Genomic DNA, 18,480 nt, shown 5'->3' with positions numbered 1-18,480 from the left:
TGATCATTCCCGGGATTGCTCGCTTGGCTTTGCCGGCAACTCCAGTCTAGACTGCGCATGTTCTTGTCGGGGTGCCTTGAAGCAAAGGCTGAGATCGCATAGGTGCGGATCCCGTTGAACCTGATCAGGTTAGCGCCTGCGTAGGGAACAAGATTGCTCGCCTTCCCGGGGAGCCTCTTGTGCCAGGTCCGGGAAAGCATCGGCTGCTTGCAGCCCATGACACCCCGTCTTTGGCACCGCACCCGTCTAGGAGTGCGTCCGCGTCCTTCAGGTTCACCCCGACATTCCACTGCTAGGAAGCCGTCTGGAGAGCCTGTGATGACCCAACAAGAAAAAGCGATGAACCTCAGCGAATCGGCGCAAGTCGATCAGCAGTCCGTGCAGCCGTTTCCGCGCTCGCGCAAGGTTTATGTCCAGGGCTCGCGCCCGGATATTCGCGTGCCGATGCGCGCGATCAGCCTGGCCGACACGCCCACCGATTTTGGGGGTGAGAGCAATGCGCCGGTGCTGGTCTACGACACTTCCGGCCCTTACACCGACCCAGAGGTATTGATCGACGTGCGCAAGGGCCTGGCCGACGTGCGTTCGGCCTGGATCGACGCACGGGGTGACACCGAGCGCCTGAGCGGGCTGAGCTCCCACTTCGGCCAGCAGCGGCTGAACGACGCCGAACTGGCCAAGCTGCGCTTCGCCCATGTCCGCAACCCGCGTCGTGCCAAGCCAGGCGCCAATGTGTCGCAGATGCATTACGCCCGCCAGGGCATCATCACCGCCGAGATGGAATACGTGGCCATCCGCGAGAACATGAAGCTGCAGGAGGCCCGGGCGGCAGGCCTGCTCGATACGCAGCATGCCGGTCACAGCTTCGGCGCCAGCATTCCCAAGGAAATCACCCCCGAGTTCGTACGTGAGGAAGTGGCCCGTGGCCGCGCCATCATCCCGGCCAACATCAACCATACCGAGCTGGAGCCGATGATCATCGGCCGCAACTTCCTGGTGAAAATCAACGGCAACATCGGCAACAGTGCGTTGGGTTCGTCCATCGAAGAAGAAGTGGCCAAGCTCACCTGGGGCATTCGCTGGGGCTCGGACACCGTCATGGACTTGTCCACCGGCAAGCACATCCATGAAACCCGCGAATGGATCATTCGCAACTCACCCGTGCCCATCGGCACCGTTCCCATCTACCAGGCATTGGAAAAGGTTGGCGGTGTGGCCGAGGACCTGACCTGGGAGCTGTTTCGCGACACGCTGATCGAACAGGCCGAGCAGGGCGTGGACTACTTCACCATCCATGCCGGGGTGCTGCTGCGCTATGTCCCGCTGACCGCCAAGCGCGTCACCGGCATCGTCAGCCGGGGTGGCTCGATCATGGCCAAGTGGTGCTTGGCGCATCACCAGGAGAACTTCCTGTACACCCACTTCGAAGAAATCTGCGAAATCATGAAGGCCTACGACGTCAGCTTCTCGCTGGGCGATGGCCTGCGTCCTGGCTCGATCGCCGACGCCAACGATGCGGCGCAGTTCGGCGAGCTGGAAACCCTGGGCGAACTGACCAAGATTGCGTGGAAGCACGATGTGCAATGCATGATCGAAGGCCCTGGCCATGTGCCGATGCAGTTGATCAAGGAGAACATGGACAAGCAGCTAGAGTGCTGTGACGAAGCGCCGTTCTACACCCTCGGCCCGCTGACCACCGACATCGCCCCTGGCTACGACCACATCACCTCCGGCATCGGGGCGGCCATGATCGGCTGGTTTGGCTGCGCCATGCTCTGCTATGTGACGCCCAAGGAACACCTGGGGCTGCCTGACAAGGACGACGTCAAGACCGGCATCATCACCTACAAGATTGCAGCCCATGCAGCCGACCTGGCCAAAGGTCACCCAGGGGCCCAGATTCGCGATAACGCGTTGTCGAAGGCGCGCTTCGAGTTTCGCTGGGAAGATCAGTTCAACCTGGGGTTGGATCCTGACACGGCGCGTGCCTTCCACGACGAAACCCTGCCCAAGGAGTCGGCCAAGGTGGCACATTTCTGCTCCATGTGCGGGCCGAAGTTCTGCTCCATGAAGATCACCCAGGAAGTGCGTGAATACGCTGCCCGGATCGAAACCGTGGATGTCTCGGTGGAGCAGGGCATGCGCGAGCAGGCCGAGCGCTTCCGCCAGGCCGGCAGCCAGCTGTACCACAAGGTCTGAGGCGCAGCCTTTGGGCCAAGGTGGGCGCAAGCAGGTCGCGAAGCAGGTACCTGGTTAGCCGCCTGCCTTGCGCCCACCCCTACAATCACATTGCCGAGTGCGAGCAAGCATGACCACGTCCAGTCAATTCTCCCCCGATCATCCCATCCCCAACGGCCAACGCGTGTTCGGCGGCCGCGACCTGTTTTCACTATGGTTTTCCCTAGGCATCGGCCTGATGGTGCTGCAAGTCGGTGCCATGCTGGCGCCAGGCCTTGGCCTGTCCGGGGCTATCCTGGCCATCGCCCTGGGCACCGGGGTCGGTGTGTTGTTGTTGGGTGCTGCCGGTGTGATCGGCAGTGACACCGGTTTGTCCGCCATGGGTACGCTCAAGCTCAGCCTGGGGGCGCAAGGTGCGCGCTTGCCAGCGCTGCTCAACGTATTGCAGCTGATAGGCTGGGGCGCCTTCGAGATCATCGTCATGCGCGATGCCGCCAGCCTGCTGGGTGCACGAGCCTTCGGTGAGGCCAGCGTGTGGAACAGCCCGGTACTGTGGACGCTGTGTTTCGGCGCGCTGGCCACAGTGCTTGCGGTCAGCGGGCCGTTGGCCTTCGTGCGCAAGATCCTGCGGGCCTGGGGTATCTGGCTGCTGCTGGGCGCCTGTGCCTGGCTGACCTGGAACCTGTTCGCCAAGGCTGACCTGGCGACGCTGTGGCAACGCGGCGGGGATGGGTCGATGTCGCTGGCCGTGGGCTTTGACATCGTCATCGCCATGCCCCTGTCGTGGTTGCCGCTGATTGCCGACTATTCGCGGTTTGCCCGTGACGGCAGGCAGGTGTTCGGTAGTACGGTGGTGGGGTACTTCATCGGCAACACCTGGCTGATGAGCCTAGGGGTGGCCTACACCCTGGCCTTCGCGGCGCAGGGCGAAGTCAATGCCCTGCTACTGGCGCTCGCCGGGGCTGGCATGGGTATTCCGTTGTTGCTGATTCTGCTCGACGAATCGGAAAAAGCCTTCGCCGATATTCATTCGGCAGCGGTCTCCGCCGGGGTGCTGGCACGCGTGAAGGTAGAACACCTGGCCCTGGCCATCGGTGTGTTGTGCACGCTGATCGCCCTGTTGGCACCGCTTGCGCAGTACGAGAACTTCCTGCTGCTGATCGGCTCGGTGTTCGCCCCGCTGTTCGGCGTGGTGCTGATGGACCATTACTGGGTTCGCCGTCGCAGCGTTCCAGCCCATGTAGGGGCGCTGCACTGGCCGGCATTGCTGGCATGGGCGGCAGGGGTTACGGCGTATCACATCATTGCCGCCCAGGCGCCGGACCTGGGCGCGACCCTGCCGGCGTTGGTGCTGGCAGGGGTGTTGTATGGCGTGTTGAACCTCAGCCGCGGCCGGGGAACAGTTCGGGCTTGATCACACCATTGAGGCGTGGGTAAGGGATTTTCAGCTCCACATGGCCCATGGAATACGGCGCGATGGCGTACACCTCGTACTTCACCACCACCGCGCCGTAGGTCAGGGCGATATGGGGCGAGCGTTTGAATGGCCAGGTCTTGATGAACTCGGCATCCTTGTCCATGCCGACACTGATCAGCCAGGCGCGGTGCGATTCCTCCACCGTCTTCCAGAACGTTTCTTCCTGGCCCGGGACCAGCATGTCCTGCAGTGTCAGGACCTTGTCCAGCTTGCGTGAATAGTTGATGAAGGCACGACCTGGCATGCCATGGGCGCCACCGGTATCCAGGTAGCTGGACAGCTCGATGATCACCAGCCCGTCATGCTGTTCGCGTACCTTGGCCTGCAAGTAGCTGCTGTTGCGCTTCTCGGCGCTGGCCAGGTACTGCTGCTCGTAGGCCTGCAACGTGTTCGGTGCTGCCCCATGCTGGTTGTCCTCGGTCAGTTGCAGCAGGCGCTTTTCGACAATACCGTCGAGCTTGGGCAACGCCGGGAAATGCACGGTGTCAATATTCACCAACGGGCAATCACGCTCGCTGCAGCCTGGCTTGACGTGCTCCCAGGCTTCGCGCTTGACCTCGAGCGGTGCTCGGTAGTTGGGGGCGAACAGGCTCTGGCATGCGCCCAGCGCCAAGGCCAGCACAGCGATGGATGTCAGTTTGACGAGTGTCATGATGATCCTTGCAAGAACAGGGAAAAGTCGGCCTTTGACCGTCGGCATGGCCTTCAGTTCGCCACTAAGCTAACAGAGACCGGGCCCGCTGTGCCATGTACGCCAACGGTTGTCGCCGGGGGGTGAAACGTGCCAGCGTGCAGAGTAGGATGGCGCGATGCAGCAGCGATGCAACGAGGATTTTCATGTCGGATACGTTGAATTCAGTGCCCCAGGCGGTCGAGATCGTCAAGCGGGACAAGTGCTTCCAGGGCTTTTACAGGCTCGACAAGCTGCACCTTCGCCATGAGCTGTTCGCCGGTGGAATGGGCCGGGAAATCAGCCGTGAGCTGTTCGTGCGCCATGACGCGGTGTGCGTTTTGCCGTACGACCCGCAGCGCGATGAAGTGGTCCTGATCGAGCAGTTTCGTGTGGGCGCCCTGGACAAGGTCGCCAACCCCTGGTTGATCGAGATGGTCGCCGGGCTGATCGACAAGGACGAGCAGCCAGAAGAAGTGGCCCACCGTGAGGCCGAGGAAGAGGCCGGCCTGACGTTCAGCGCGCTGTGGCCGATGACGCGCTACTTCCCTTCGCCAGGCGGCAGTGACGAATACGTCCACCTGTTCCTTGGCCGCTGCAGCGCCGAGGGTGCTGGTGGCCTGCACGGGCTGGAGTCTGAAGGCGAGGATATCCGGGTTCGCGTGTGGTCGTTCGAGGATGCCTTGCAGGCGGTACGCGACGGGCGCATCTGCAATGCCGCGACCATCATCGGCTTGCAATGGCTCGCCCTGAACCGTGACGAAGTTCGAGGTATGTGGAAGTGAACCTGCTGCGCGAGCGCTACCGGGTCGACCTGGCCGGATTGCAGGCCGCCTGCGAGGCCAACTATGCCCGGCTGATGCGCCTGCTCCCGGACATGCGCACCACCCAGAGCTCGCGTAGCATCGGCATGACCCAGGGCGACCAGATGCTGGGCGTGCTGGTGCTCGACGTGGTCCTGGCCTGCCCCTACACCACCACGCTGCGCATACGCCAGGAGCACAGCCTGCCCTGGCTGCCGGTCCCGGTCATGGAGGTGCAGGTTTACCACGACGCCCGCATGGCCGAAGTGGTGAGCGCCGAGCACGCCAGGCGTCTGCGCAGCATCTATCCTTACCCCAACGCCGCCATGCACCAGCCGGACGAAAAAGCCCAGCTGAACCTGTTCCTGGGTGAATGGCTTTCCCACTGCCTGGCCTGCGGCCATGAACTGGTAAGCGCTCGCTGAAAGGAGACGGCCTTGCCGCACTCGAACCCTGCCGGCACCGTTAACGTGGTGCACCTGACCGACGCCCATCTGTTCGCCAGCCCCGAGGGCAGCATGCTAGGCCTCAATACCCGCGACAGCCTGCGCCATGTGGTGCGGCAGGCATTGCGCGAGCAGAGCGACACGCACCTGTTGTTGTGCACGGGGGACTTGTCCCAGGACGCTAGCGTTGCTTCCTACACGGCCTTTGAGCAATTGACCGCAGGCTTTGCTGCGCCGGCGCGCTGGCTACCGGGCAACCATGACGAAGCGCAGGTGATGGCGCAGGTGGCGCCTGAGTTAGTGCAGCCGGTTACCGACATCGGGGCCTGGCGCATCGTCATGCTCGACACGGCAGTGCCAGGAGCGGCCCATGGTTGGCTGCAGGATACCCAGCTCAGCCTGCTGGAAACTGCATTGCGCACGTCAGGGGAGCGCCACTGCCTGGTGTGCCTGCACCATCAACCGGTCGACATCGGCTGTGCATGGATCGCCCCCATCGGCCTGCGCAACGCCGATGCGCTGTTCGCCGTGATCGATCGTCACCCCCAGGTGCGTGCGCTGTTGTGGGGGCACGTGCATCAGGAATGGGATCAATGGCGCGGCGACCTGCGGCTGCTGGCCACGCCTTCGACCTGCATCCAGTTCGCCCCAGGCAGTGAAGATTTCGAGGTGAGCCAGCAGCATCCTGGCTATCGCTGGATCCGCTTGCAGACTGATGGGACGGTGGACACGGGGGTGGAGCGGGCGCTGGATTTCGAGGTCAGGCTCGATTTCGATAGCCCGGGGTATTGAACTGCGCGGGCTGTCCTGCACCCGCTCTCCAAAGAACCCAGTTCCGTGTGGGAACGGCCTCGCCGGGGCGCCGGACCGGCCGCTCCCATCCTAACCGTGTCACCATAGCTGCCAATAGTGTCAGTGACTCTCCACCTGCCCATAGCGGAATGTGTTTCAGAAAAACCAGCGCGGCGCCAAAACCTTGCGAACGCGATACACTGCGCGTCCCTGCGCCTGCCTACAGGCGCAACGCTACAGCTTCCGGGGGCAGCATGTCGGGTTCCATCCTCTATATACACGGCTTCAACAGCTCGCCGTTGTCAGCCAAGGCCAGGCAGCTTCAGGCCGTCATGCAGCACCTCGGGCTGATCGACCGGCTGCGCCTGCCAGCGCTGCATCATCATCCCCGCCAGGCCATCGAGCAGCTTGAAGGTTGCATCGCCGAACTGGGCGCGCCGTTGCTGGTGGGCAGTTCACTGGGCGGCTACTATGCCACCTACCTGGCCGAGCGCCATGGCCTCAAGGCCTTGCTGGTCAACCCCGCCGTAGGGCCGCACCGCCTGTTCGACGGCTATTTGGGTACCCAGCACAACCATCACACAGGCCAGGCGTGGGAGTTGACCCTTGACCACGTCCAGGCGCTGGCCGAGCTGGAGGTCCCGCCCCCTGCGGACCCAAGCCGCTACCAGGTATGGTTGCAGACCGGCGACGAAACCCTGGACTATCGCCACGCCGAGCGGTACTACCGCCACTGCGCGCTGCGTATCCAGGCCGGTGGCGACCACAGCTTCCAAGGCTTCGCCGAGCGCCTGCCGGCCCTACTGGCCTTCGCCGGTGTTGCCCCGACGCAGTACGCTGCACTCGATTTTTCTGTATTTTGATTTTTTTGCATTCACCAGACTGACGACGAGACCCCATGGCCAATCCCAGCGCTAGCGCCTATAACGCAGACGCCATCGAAGTCCTCTCGGGCCTTGACCCGGTTCGCAAGCGGCCGGGCATGTACACCGACACCAGCCGCCCCAACCACCTGGCCCAGGAAGTCATCGACAACAGTGTCGACGAAGCCCTCGCCGGCCACGCCCGTTCGGTGCAGGTCATCCTGCACGCCGACCATTCGCTGGAAGTCAGCGACGATGGTCGCGGCATGCCAGTGGACATCCACCCTGAAGAAGGCGTGTCGGGCGTCGAACTGATCCTCACCAAGCTGCATGCCGGCGGTAAGTTCTCCAACAAGAACTACCAATTCTCCGGCGGCCTCCATGGCGTCGGTATTTCGGTGGTCAACGCCTTGTCCACGCAGGTGCGCGTGCGGGTGAAGCGTGACGGCAACGAATACCAGATGACCTTTGCCGATGGCTTCAAGTCAAGCGAGCTGGAAGTGGTCGGCACGGTCGGCAAGCGCAACACTGGCACCAGCGTCTATTTCAGCCCCGACCCCAAGTACTTCGACTCCCCGCGGTTCTCCATCAGCCGGCTCAAGCACGTACTCAAGGCCAAGGCTGTGCTCTGCCCAGGCCTGCTGGTCAGTTTCGAGGACAAGGCCAGCGGCGAGAAGGTGGAATGGCATTACGAAGACGGCCTGCGCTCCTACCTCGTGGATTCGGTCAGTGACTTCCAGCGCCTGCCCGACGAGCCGTTCTGCGGCAGCCTGGCCGGCAACAAGGAAGCGGTCGACTGGGCCCTGCTGTGGCTGCCCGAAGGGGGCGACAGCATTCAGGAAAGCTACGTCAACCTGATCCCCACGGCCCAGGGCGGCACCCATGTCAATGGCCTTCGCCAAGGCCTGCTGGACGCGATGCGTGAGTTCTGCGAATTCCGCAACCTGCTGCCCCGTGGCGTGAAGCTGGCCCCGGAAGACGTCTGGGAGCGCATCACCTTCGTGCTGTCGATGAAGATGCAGGACCCACAGTTCTCCGGGCAGACCAAGGAGCGCCTTTCCTCGCGCGAAGCCGCCGCCTTCGTCTCAGGCGTGGTCAAGGATGCCTTCAGCCTGTGGCTCAACGCCCACCCGGAGCTGGGCATGCAGCTGGCCGAGTTGGCCATCAGCAACGCCGGTCGCCGCCTGAAGGCCAGCAAGAAGGTCGAGCGCAAGCGCATCACCCAGGGCCCCGCACTGCCGGGCAAGCTGGCCGATTGCGCGGGCCAGGACCCGATGCGCGCCGAGCTGTTCCTGGTCGAGGGCGACTCGGCCGGTGGTTCGGCCAAGCAGGCGCGTGACAAAGAGTTCCAGGCGATCCTGCCGCTGCGCGGCAAGATCCTCAACACCTGGGAAGTGGACGGCGGTGAAGTGCTCGCCAGCCAGGAAGTGCACAACATCGCCGTCGCCATTGGCGTGGACCCAGGCGCTACCGACCTGGCGCAGCTTCGTTACGGCAAGGTGTGCATCCTGGCCGACGCCGACTCCGACGGCCTGCACATCGCCACCCTGCTGTGCGCGCTGTTCGTGCAGCATTTCCGGGCATTGGTCGAAGCCGGTCATGTGTACGTGGCCATGCCGCCGCTGTACCGTATCGACCTGGGCAAGGAAATCTACTACGCCCTGGATGAAGCCGAACGAGACGGCATTCTCGACCGCCTGGTGGCAGAGAAAAAGCGCGGCAAGCCGCAGGTCACCCGCTTCAAGGGCCTGGGCGAGATGAACCCGCCCCAATTGCGCGAAACCACCATGGACCCCAACACTCGGCGCCTGGTCCAGCTCACCCTGGACGACGTGCAGACCACATGCGAGCTGATGGACAAGCTGCTGGCCAAGAAGCGTGCCGGGGACCGCAAGGCCTGGCTGGAAACCAAGGGCAACCTGGCAGAGGTCATGGTTTGATTCGTTGGCTCCTGGCGGCTTGCCTGCCGCTGGTGGCCTTGCCGACCCTGGCAGACACCTGGCCTGAACTTGAACTGATCGGCGAGCATCCCGTCGATGGCATGCGTGCCGGTAACCTGTCGGGCCTTGCGCAATGCCGGGGTAGCTTATGGGGTGTCTCGGACCGGGACGACGATCGCCTCTACCGTTTCGAACTCAAGGACGGTGCGTGGCAGGCACAGGCAGTGGCGTTCGACCCACCACCGGTGCCGGAGAGCGGCTTGCCGTGGGGGCTGAAGATGCGGACCTGGCTGGCGTCGTGGCTGCGCGGTGGCGACCTTGATTTCGAGGGCATCACCTGTGACCAGGCCGGCAACCTGTACTTGGTCAGCGAGGCGCATGCCGCCGTGCTGCAACTGCCTGTTTCGGGCGCGCCACACTGGCTGAAGATCGATTCGGCCATGGTGCGCCAGGCACGGGCCAGCGGCATGCTGCTGAACTTCAATGCGCTGTTCGAAGGCGTGGCCGTCAACCCTGCCGGCGATCGCCTGTGGCTGGCTGGCGAGCGTGAGCGCCGTGGGCTGGTGGCCATCGAGCGCCAACAGTCGGTGTGGGCCTGCGGGCGACGCTGCGTCCTGTTCAGCGAAGCCGGTGTAGAGATGCAGCCGCCGCAGCTACCCGATGCGCGACCGGTTTCGCGAGACTTTGCCGACCTGGCCTGGTTCGACGGCAAACTGTTCACGCTCGAGCGCAATGCCTATCGCATCTGTCGCCGCGATGCCGACAGCGGTCAGATCGAGCGCTGCTGGTCGTTTGCGGCCGACGCGTTGACCGAGCCACGGCGCTATGACCAGCTGTTCGGTGTGGCCGAGGCGCTAGTGGTCGACGCCGAGGGGGCGTGGATCGGCCTGGACAACAATGAAGGCGCGCGTGCCGATGGCGAGCGCCGGCCGATCGTCTGGCGCTTTGCGGCCCCTGCCGGCGGCTGGAGTGCCAAGCCGTGAGCCAGGCACCGGGCAAACGGGCGGGCAGGGTGCTGATGATCCTGGCCTGGGCGGCGGCGCTGTTCCTGGCCACGCGCTTCTTCGGGCAATGGGAAGACCGCCAGCGCAACCCCAATGCCCAGGTCCAGTCCTCCCATGGACAAGGGTTCGTCGAGGTGCGCCTGCTGGGCAATGGCCAGGGCCACTTCGTCGCCGATGGCGCCATCAATGGCCAGGTGGTGCATTTCATGCTCGACACCGGTGCCACGGATGTCGCCATACCCGAATCCCTGGCCGACGGCCTTGCGCTCAAGCGTGGCAGCCCGGTAACCGTCAGCACCGCCAACGGTCGCACGCAAGGCTATCGCACCCGGCTGGACAGCCTGCAATTAGGCGATATCCACCTGCGCGACATTCGCGCGATCGTGGTGCCGGGCCTGGATGGCACCACCGTGCTGTTGGGCATGAGCGCCTTGAAACAACTTGAATTTACCCAGCGCGGCGGCACCATGCTGCTGCGCCAGAACTTGAAATGACGAGGCTCGCATGAGCGAACTACAAGACAGTCTGGACGGCGTCGAACGCCGCTCGTTGGCTGACTTCACCGAACAGGCCTACCTCAACTACTCCATGTACGTGATCATGGACCGGGCCTTGCCGCATATCGGCGACGGCCTCAAGCCTGTGCAGCGGCGCATTGTCTACGCCATGAGCGAGCTGGGCCTGGACGCCGATGCCAAGCACAAGAAGTCGGCGCGCACCGTGGGCGATGTGCTCGGCAAGTTTCACCCTCACGGGGACTCGGCCTGCTACGAGGCCATGGTGCTGATGGCGCAGCCCTTCAGCTACCGCTACACACTGGTGGACGGCCAGGGCAACTGGGGCGCGCCGGACGATCCCAAGTCGTTTGCCGCCATGCGTTATACCGAAGCACGGCTGTCGCGGTATGCCGAGGTGCTGCTCGACGAAGTCGGCCAAGGTACCGTGGATTGGGTGCCCAACTTCGACGGCACCTTGCAGGAACCGGCGGTGTTGCCCGCGCGCCTGCCCAACATTCTGCTCAACGGCACCACCGGCATCGCCGTGGGCATGGCCACCGACGTGCCGCCGCACAACCTGCGCGAGGTGGCCAGTGCCTGCGTGCGCTTGCTCGACGAGCCAAAGGCCTCCATCGAGCAGTTGTGCGAGCACATCCAGGGGCCCGATTACCCGACCGAGGCAGAGATCGTCACGCCTCGGGCCGACATTCTCAAGATGTATGAAAGCGGGCGCGGTTCGATTCGCATGCGTGCAGTGTACCGGGTCGAGGATGGCGATATCGTCGTCACGGCGTTACCGCACCAGGTGTCCGGCGCCAAGGTACTGGAGCAGATCGCCGCACAGATGCAGGCCAAGAAGCTGCCGATGGTCGCTGACCTGCGCGATGAGTCCGATCACGAAAACCCCTGCCGCATCGTCATCATCCCGCGCTCCAATCGCGTGGATGCCGACGAGCTGATGCAGCACCTGTTCGCCACCACCGACCTTGAAAGCAGCTACCGGGTCAACGTCAACATCATCGGCCTGGACGGCCGCCCGCAACTGAAGAACCTGCGGGCGCTGCTGCTGGAATGGTTGGAGTTCCGTACCGGCACTGTCAGGCGGCGCTTGCAGCATCGCCTGGACAAGGTCGAAAAACGCCTGCACTTGCTGGACGGCTTGCTCACTGCCTTCCTCAATCTGGACGAAGTGATTCATATCATCCGTACCGAGGAACATCCCAAGCAGGCGCTGATCGCCCGCTTCGACCTCACCGAGATCCAGGCCGATTACATCCTGGAAACCCGCCTGCGCCAGCTCGCCCGGCTGGAAGAGATGAAAATCCGTGGCGAGCAGGACGAGCTGCTCAAGGAGCAGGCCAAGCTGCAGGCACTGCTGGGCAGCGAGGCGAAGTTGCGCAAGTTGGTGCGCAGCGAATTGATCAAGGATGCTCAGACCTATGGCGATGACCGACGCTCGCCCATCGTGGCGCGGGCAGAAGCCAAGGCGCTCTCGGAAAACGAGCTGATGCCGACCGAGCCCGTCACGGTGGTGCTGTCGGAGAAAGGCTGGGTAAGGTGTGCCAAGGGGCATGACATCGATGCCACTGGCCTGTCTTATAAAGCCGGGGATGGGTTCAAGGCCGCGGCCGCAGGGCGCTCGAACCAATTTGCCGTGCTCATCGACTCCACCGGACGAAGTTATTCGGTGGCCGCCCACAGCCTGCCGTCAGCCCGTGGCCAGGGCGAGCCCCTGACCGGGCGCCTGGCGCCGCCACCGGGCGCCACTTTCGAGTGCGTGCTGCTGCCCGAAGACGATGCGCTCTACGTGGTGGCTTCCGATGCCGGCTACGGGTTCGTGGTCAAGGGTGAAGACCTGCAGGCCAAGAACAAGGCTGGCAAAGGGCTGCTCAGCCTGCCCAACGGCGCCAAGGTGATGACGCCGCGACCGGTGGCCAACCGGGAGCAGGACTGGTTGGCAGCGGTAACCACCGAAGGCCGTCTACTGGTGTTCAAGGTCAGTGATCTGCCGCAGTTGGGCAAGGGCAAGGGCAACAAGATCATCGGCGTGCCCGGTGACCGGGTCGCCAGCCGGGAAGAGTACGTCACCGACCTTGCCGTGGTGGCCGAAGGGGCCACGCTGGTGCTGCAAGCCGGCAAGCGGACCCTATCACTCAAGGGCGATGACCTGGAGCACTACAAGGGCGAACGTGGTAGGCGCGGCAGCAAGTTGCCCCGTGGCTTCCAGCGGGTCGATGGGCTGCAGGTCGAATTGCCCGGCTGAGCATCCGACAGGCCCGCAATGGCGATTTCACCGCCGTTGCGGGCAGAAATGCTGGAGTCGGGCACTTATTTCGCGGATGATATGCCCCCTGCGGTGCCGGCGTAGCCGTGTGCCCGTTTGAATCCATACGTATCACTGCGGCGTGCCTGAAGGCAGCCGCCTGGATGGGATGATGAAATTTCTGCGCCTTCCCTTTGCGCTGTTGATGACGGGTCTATTGGGCCTTGGCGGGTGCACCATGCACCAGCCGGTTGCCTTGTACCAGCTCGACAGCGGTGATCCTGGCCAGCCGTCGCAACATGCGGGCATGGCCGTCGTACTCGGCCCGGTTTCGGTGGCCGACTATCTGCAACGTGAGACGTTCCTGCAACGCCAGGCCGACGGCAGCCTCAGTGCTGCGACCGACGGGCGCTGGGCAGGCAGCCTGTCCTCGGATATTGACCAGTTGCTGGTGCGGCAGCTGGCCTGGCGTCTGGACAGCCAGCGCGTGGTGCTGGCGCCGGCGACGGCAGGTTTCAGCCCGGACGTGCAAGTGCTGCTATCGATCACGCGACTGGACTCTGGCAAGAACCAACCCGCGGTTCTGGATGCACAATGGCGTGTGCTCGACCGCCGTGGTCAGGTGCGTGACAACCGCATCGTACATTTAGAGCAGAAGCATGAAGGCAGCGAGGCCTCGCAGGTCCAGGCGCAAGGGCAACTGTTGCAGAAGCTGGCCGAGCAACTAAGCACTGCGGTCAAGCCGTTGGCAAACCAGCCGGCCATCGCCGAAGCCGCACCCAAGAAGCCTGCAGCGCCTGTGCAGGTCAAGAAGCAGCCCGAGAAATCCAAAATCCCGATGGCCTCGCCGATTCGTACCGACATGGAAGTGTATCGGTTCTGATCGAAGACCAGCCACGAAAAAGCCCGCATCAAGGCGGGCTTTTTCGTGGGCGCTGTACGGCGCCGCGCAGCGACCCTGTAATGGCTCAGGCGCGGCGTTCGTGCATGCGGGCCAGCTGGCGCTCCAGCATCGAGGGGTATGGCTCCATCAGGCGCTCCACACAGCAGGCGCCTTCCGGGCTTGCAATGGGGCGGATGCGAGCACGCTGGCGAATCAAACCGTCGTCATTGACCTTGCGCTCGACCAGCAACAGATTGCGGCTGTGTTGAGACAGTGCCAGCGCATCCTGCACCTTCTCAGCCATCAGCAGGTCGACCAGTTCCAGGCCATCGAGGTCATTGCTCATGGCAAGGCCCAGTTGCAGTTGCAAGGTGATGCCGCTGTCAGCGACGTCGATCTGCAAGGCATGGCCCAAGGCACGTAGCAACTCACCGCAACAGATGGCATTGGTAAGGTAGTCCTCGCCGCACTGGCGGCTGTGGAACAGGACCAACGTACTGCCATCGTTGAGGGTGTGGGTTTCGCCCTCGTACAGCGAGGCCGCATGCTCCAGGCACTCCTGATAGCGCTCGGTAAGCTCGGTCAGGCGGGTGCGCGGCAAACGCCGCAGCTGCTCCTGGGAACCCAGTTGCACGGCAAGCACTGCGCTGAACTGGGGCTCATCGGACTCCATTTCGATCGCATGCGCCGGTGTGTCGTCCAGCAGGCCGGCGAATGCCTCGTCGTCATCGTCCGCGCTGGTCACGGTAGTGCGCTGGGCAGGCTTGGAAACGGGGGCGGGCGCTTCATCGAAGTGCTCGTCGTCCTCCAGTTCCGGTTCCGGCTCTGGCGGAGGCGGTGGCGCCAGTCGGGCGTGCAGTTGCCGGGCGATGTCGCCGATCTCGTCCTGGCGGTCGGTGGCGGGCGTGTAATACTGCGGGTCGCGCAACCAGACCCGCAGTTGCAGCAGCGGCAAGGTGATGAATCGGCCCTGGCGCAGGCTCAAGGTCAGGGCGAGCACCAGCAGAATGGCCGCCAGGATAGCCATGCTCTGCATGCTGATCAGCATGGGCTGCTGGAACTGGCTCATGTCCAGGCTCATGCGCAGTTGTCCGGCGGCCACGTCCTGGAAGGTGATCTTGGTCTGATAGACGCCCTCGGCCTCACCCAGCAGGCTGTTGCGCGGACGCTGGCCTGCCTCGGCGAGGATGCGGTTGTCGACACTGTAGATGGCGGCATGCGCCACCAGCGGGTTCTTCACCAGGTTGCCCAGCAGCACGTTGAGGCTGAGGATATCGTTGGCCACCAGCAACTCGGTCGCCGACGTGGCCGTCTGGGTCGTCAGGCTCTGGCCCACGGCATCGGCCTGGTCGTGCATGGCCTGCTTGAACTGCAACCCCATTACGCAGGCATAGATCACCAGCGCCAGGGCCACCAGGAAAATGTTGGTGCAGGCGATGCGCAATGCCAATGGCACGCGACGTTGACTCAGGGCGCGATAGATCATCAGGAAGAAATTGTCTGTTTTGACTGAGGTGGGCCGGTTCACTGAGCTCGGCTCTTAATGGCATGAAGTGGGGGGCAGTATAGCGACACGGGTTTTGTCGGCAAAGTATCGTTAGCGCCCGATGGTCACGGAAAATCGGTAGAATGCGCATTTTTCATCGAAGTCGGAGCCTGGTTGTGCGCGAAATCGTCCTGATCAACATCACCGGTGAGGACCGCCCCGGTCTTACCGCTGCCATCACTGGCGTCCTGCTGCAGGGCGGTGTGAGCATTCTCGACATCGGCCTGGCGGTGATGCACGGCACGTTGTCGTTCGGCATCCTGGTGGATATCCCGGATAACGAAGTGGCGACCAAGCTGCTGCAGAGTGTCCAGGCCAAGGCGCACGAGCTGAACTTGCAGGCGCGCTACACACCGATTTCCGAAGCGGACTACCAGCACTGGGCCGATGGCCATGGTGAAGCACGGCACGTGGTGACCCTGCTTAGCCGCAAGATCTCGCCCGACCAGTTACAGCGTGTCAGCGCCATCATCAGCCAGCACGGGCTGACCATCGAGCGCATCGAGCGCCTGTCGGCTCGAGTGGCGCTGGACGCGGACACCAGCAAGGGCAAGGCCGCGGTGGAGATTTCGGTTCGCGGCGAGCCTGACGATGGCCAGGCGTTGCGCGCCGAGTTCTTTGCCTTGTCCGAGGCCCTGAGCATCGACATCGCCTTCCAGCGGGACGACCTGTTCCGCCGCAACCGCCGCCTGGCCGTGTTCGACATGGATTCGACACTGATCGAAGCCGAAGTGATCGACGAGCTGGCCAAGGCCGCTGGCGTGGGTGAGCAGGTCGCGGCGATCACCGAGCGGGCCATGCGGGGGGAGTTGGACTTCCGGGCCAGTTTCAAGGAACGCATGGCGCTGCTCAAGGGCCTGGATGTCAGCGTACTGGATGAAATCGGCGCATCGCTGCGCTTGACCGAGGGCGCGGAAAACCTCTTTGCCGAGCTCAAGCGCCTGGGTTACAAGACCGCCATTTTGTCGGGTGGCTTCACCTACTTCGCCCGCCAGGTACAGGCGCGCCTGGGCATCGACTATGTCTTTGCCAATGAGCTGGAAGTGGTCGACGGCAAGGTGACTGGCGTGGCGGTGGAGCCTATCGTCGATGCCCAGCGCAAGGCCGAGCTGCTCCAGCAACTGGCCAGCGAAGAGGGCCTGCAACTGGAGCAGACCATCGCCGTTGGCGATGGCGCGAACGACCTGCCGATGCTGGCGTTGGCGGGGCTGGGCGTGGCCTTCCGCGCCAAGCCGCTGGTGCGTCAGTCGGCCAAGCAGGCGATTTCCACGCTGGGCCTTGATGGTGTGCTGTACCTGCTGGGCCTGCGCGATCGCGATACCCGCGGCTGATCCAGCCTGCGCAGACCCCAGGGTTTTGGCGTCAGCGCCCGAACCCTGGGGCCACGTCTTGGGCCATCACGCCTGCAGCGGCGTGGCCAACAGCTGGCCCATGCGCACCGCCGAGGCGGCGCCCACGTGGTCGGCCCATTTGACCTGGTCGGGGCCGAACAGCACGATCGCCGTCGAACCCAGCTTGAATCGACCCAGTTCGGCGCCTTTTTCCAGGTGAATTGGCGCACGGCTGGCATCGTCGTAGCGGAAGGTCTTGAGCTCGCGCTTGGGCGGCGTGACCAGCCCTGCCCAGACGGTCTCGATGGAGGCCACGATCATGGCACCGACCAAGACAACCGCCATCGGGCCGCGCTCGGTGTCGAACAGGCAGACCACCCGCTCATTGCGAGCGAACAGTTCAGGCACGTTTTCTGCGGTGGTCTGGTTTACCGAGAACAGCCGCCCCGGCACGTAGACCATCTCGCGCAGCGTGCCTGCCAGCGGCATGTGCACGCGGTGGTAGTCCTTGGGTGAGAGGTAGACAGTGGCAAACTCGCCGCCCATGAAGGGGGCTGCCAGGGCCGGGTCGCCGCCCAGCAGTTCCTGTGCGCTGTAACTGTGGCCCTTGGCCTGGAAGATGCGGCCGTGCTCGATCGGGCCAACCTGGCTCACTGCACCGTCGGCCGGGCACAGGATGGCGCCGGGGGTCTGGTCCAGGGGGCGTGCGCCTGGTTTCAGGGCGCGGGTGAAGAATGCGTTGAAGTGCTCGTAGGCGGTCAAGTCTTCGACCAGCGCTTCACGCATGTCGACCTGGTAGCGCTTGGCAAACCAGGCGGTGAAGGCGTTCTTGAACCAGCGGGCGCGGCACTCGGCAACGCAGCCGGCCAGGCGCGACAGCAGGTGATGCGGCAGCAGGTACTGGCTGATGATGAACAGACGGGATTTCATTCAGGTTCCTTAAACTTCGACAGGCGTGTCCGGGTGGTTGCCCCACTCGCTCCAGGAGCCAGCGTACGCTTTGACTCGCGGGTAGCCCAGGGCCTTTGCCACCAGATAAGTGAAGCCGGAGCGGCGATGCGTCTGGCAGTGGGTGATCACTTCCTTGTCAGGCGTGATGCCAAGGGACTGCAGCACTTCGGCGATGTCCGGGCGGATGCGCAGATGGTCATTGAGATCCATGCCGGCGGTCCATTCGAAATTGACCGCACCAGGTATGTGCCCGCCTTTGGCCGCGAGCATTTTTTCGCCGGTGAATTCCTGTGGGGCGCGAGCATCCCAGATGGCCAGGTCATCGGCGCCCAGGCGGCTTTGCAGGTACTCGCGGGTGGCGGTGGGTTCCGGATGCAGTTGCAAACTCACCGGCCGGGTACCCTTGGCAGGCACATCGGTACTGAGCCGGTCGGCCGGCCAGGTCTGGATGCCACCGTTGAGATAGTGGTACCGGGTGTGACCGATCACATCGAGCAACCAGATGAAGCGGCCAGCCCAGCCACCGCCATCATCGTCATACACCACGTAGACCGCATCGCTGCGGTGGCCCAGTTCGCCGAACAGCTTTTCCAGGTCGCTCTGCGGCGGTAGCAGCCCAGGCGCAGGCGGCTGGCCGAGCTGGGTCCGCTTGCCCTCGACGAAATGCGCGCCCGGGATATGCCCGCTGACGTAACGATTGGCGCTGCTGAGGTCGACCAGGATCAAGTCGGGCGAGCCCAGGCGTGGCAACAGGTCGGCGGCTTCGATCACCAGCGGCAGGCCGGAAAAGTCGGTCATCCACGGTCTCCAGTGTGCAAAGGGGCGATTGTAGCGCA

16 protein-coding genes and 1 riboswitch are annotated in these 18,480 nt (G+C 63.7%); of the genes, 12 read left to right on the top strand and 4 right to left on the bottom strand.

Annotated elements, in window-relative coordinates; genetic code table 11:
* The first annotated feature begins 57 nt into the window (after positions 1-57).
* A riboswitch (TPP riboswitch) is annotated at positions 58-164 on the top strand.
* Positions 165-318: 154 nt separating this feature from the next.
* Both thiC and cytX read left to right on the top strand, forming a co-directional pair.
* Positions 319-2,199 (top strand): phosphomethylpyrimidine synthase ThiC, encoded by a 1,881-nt coding sequence (gene thiC, locus FS777_RS01370; RefSeq protein WP_058638917.1) that lies wholly within the window; start codon positions 319-321, stop codon positions 2,197-2,199.
* 109 nt (positions 2,200-2,308) lie between these two features.
* The gene (gene cytX, locus FS777_RS01365) at positions 2,309-3,592 is read left to right on the top strand and encodes a putative hydroxymethylpyrimidine transporter CytX (RefSeq protein ID WP_058638918.1); all 1,284 of its coding nucleotides are present in this window, start codon (positions 2,309-2,311) and stop codon (positions 3,590-3,592) included.
* Here cytX and FS777_RS01360 read toward each other — a convergent pair.
* Positions 3,561-4,307, bottom strand: a complete 747-nt coding sequence (locus tag FS777_RS01360) for an RsiV family protein (protein ID WP_145253684.1) — start codon at positions 4,305-4,307, stop codon at positions 3,561-3,563. The two genes, cytX and FS777_RS01360, sit on opposite strands and share 32 nt — an antisense overlap.
* Positions 4,308-4,492: 185 nt before the next feature.
* On the opposite strand from FS777_RS01360, the gene FS777_RS01355 reads away from it, so the two are divergent.
* The 9 genes from FS777_RS01355 to FS777_RS01315 all read left to right on the top strand — a co-directional run bounded on the left by FS777_RS01355 (position 4,493) and on the right by FS777_RS01315 (position 13,816).
* Positions 4,493-5,110 carry an NUDIX domain-containing protein gene (locus FS777_RS01355; RefSeq protein WP_023532940.1) on the top strand — a complete coding sequence of 206 codons (618 nt, stop codon included), beginning with the start codon at positions 4,493-4,495 and terminating at the stop codon, positions 5,108-5,110.
* A complete protein-coding gene (locus tag FS777_RS01350) occupies positions 5,101-5,553 on the top strand; it encodes a DUF1249 domain-containing protein (protein WP_027913973.1) in 453 nt (150 codons plus the stop codon). The genes FS777_RS01355 and FS777_RS01350 overlap by 10 nt, the downstream gene beginning before the upstream one ends.
* Positions 5,554-5,565: 12 nt before the next feature.
* Positions 5,566-6,366 (top strand): 3',5'-cyclic-AMP phosphodiesterase, encoded by an 801-nt coding sequence (cpdA, locus tag FS777_RS01345; RefSeq protein WP_145253681.1) that lies wholly within the window; start codon positions 5,566-5,568, stop codon positions 6,364-6,366.
* Positions 6,367-6,620: 254 nt separating this feature from the next.
* Positions 6,621-7,229: a YqiA/YcfP family alpha/beta fold hydrolase gene (locus tag FS777_RS01340; protein ID WP_145253678.1), complete on the top strand. Its 609-nt coding sequence runs from the start codon at positions 6,621-6,623 to the stop codon at positions 7,227-7,229.
* A gap of 35 nt (positions 7,230-7,264) precedes the next feature.
* Positions 7,265-9,169, top strand: coding sequence for a DNA topoisomerase IV subunit B (parE, locus tag FS777_RS01335; RefSeq protein WP_058603996.1), 1,905 nt, complete (start codon positions 7,265-7,267; stop codon positions 9,167-9,169).
* A complete protein-coding gene (locus FS777_RS01330) occupies positions 9,166-10,152 on the top strand; it encodes an esterase-like activity of phytase family protein (RefSeq protein WP_058638922.1) in 987 nt (328 codons plus the stop codon). The genes parE and FS777_RS01330 overlap by 4 nt, the downstream gene beginning before the upstream one ends.
* Positions 10,149-10,667, top strand: a complete 519-nt coding sequence (locus tag FS777_RS01325; RefSeq protein WP_058638923.1) for a TIGR02281 family clan AA aspartic protease — start codon at positions 10,149-10,151, stop codon at positions 10,665-10,667. Before FS777_RS01330 ends, FS777_RS01325 begins: the two co-directional genes overlap by 4 nt.
* Before the next feature lie 10 nt (positions 10,668-10,677).
* Complete coding sequence (gene parC, locus FS777_RS01320) at positions 10,678-12,933, top strand: DNA topoisomerase IV subunit A (protein ID WP_058638924.1); 2,256 nt, start codon at positions 10,678-10,680, stop codon at positions 12,931-12,933.
* A 172-nt stretch (positions 12,934-13,105) separates the two neighbouring features.
* A complete protein-coding gene (locus tag FS777_RS01315) occupies positions 13,106-13,816 on the top strand; it encodes a membrane integrity-associated transporter subunit PqiC (RefSeq protein WP_023532908.1) in 711 nt (236 codons plus the stop codon).
* Between the two features lie 85 nt (positions 13,817-13,901).
* Here the strand turns inward: FS777_RS01315 and FS777_RS01310 are convergent, their stop codons facing one another.
* A complete protein-coding gene (locus FS777_RS01310) occupies positions 13,902-15,344 on the bottom strand; it encodes a hypothetical protein (protein WP_058638925.1) in 1,443 nt (480 codons plus the stop codon).
* A 134-nt stretch (positions 15,345-15,478) separates the two neighbouring features.
* On the opposite strand from FS777_RS01310, the gene serB reads away from it, so the two are divergent.
* Positions 15,479-16,693 carry a phosphoserine phosphatase SerB gene (gene serB, locus FS777_RS01305; RefSeq protein ID WP_058604066.1) on the top strand — a complete coding sequence of 405 codons (1,215 nt, stop codon included), beginning with the start codon at positions 15,479-15,481 and terminating at the stop codon, positions 16,691-16,693.
* A gap of 66 nt (positions 16,694-16,759) precedes the next feature.
* Here the strand turns inward: serB and asd are convergent, their stop codons facing one another.
* Both asd and FS777_RS01295 read right to left on the bottom strand, forming a co-directional pair.
* Positions 16,760-17,623: an archaetidylserine decarboxylase gene (asd, locus tag FS777_RS01300; protein ID WP_058638926.1), complete on the bottom strand. Its 864-nt coding sequence runs from the start codon at positions 17,621-17,623 to the stop codon at positions 16,760-16,762.
* Between the two features lie 9 nt (positions 17,624-17,632).
* Entirely contained in the window at positions 17,633-18,442 is an 810-nt protein-coding gene (locus tag FS777_RS01295; RefSeq protein ID WP_058603990.1) for a rhodanese-like domain-containing protein, read from the bottom strand.
* Between the last annotated feature and the right edge of the window lie 38 nt (positions 18,443-18,480).

It is taken from the genome of Pseudomonas sp. DE0157 (assembly GCF_007678615.1).
GTDB classification, from domain to species: domain Bacteria; phylum Pseudomonadota; class Gammaproteobacteria; order Pseudomonadales; family Pseudomonadaceae; genus Aquipseudomonas; species Aquipseudomonas parafulva_B.
This window is presented reverse-complemented; position numbering and strand designations above follow the sequence as displayed.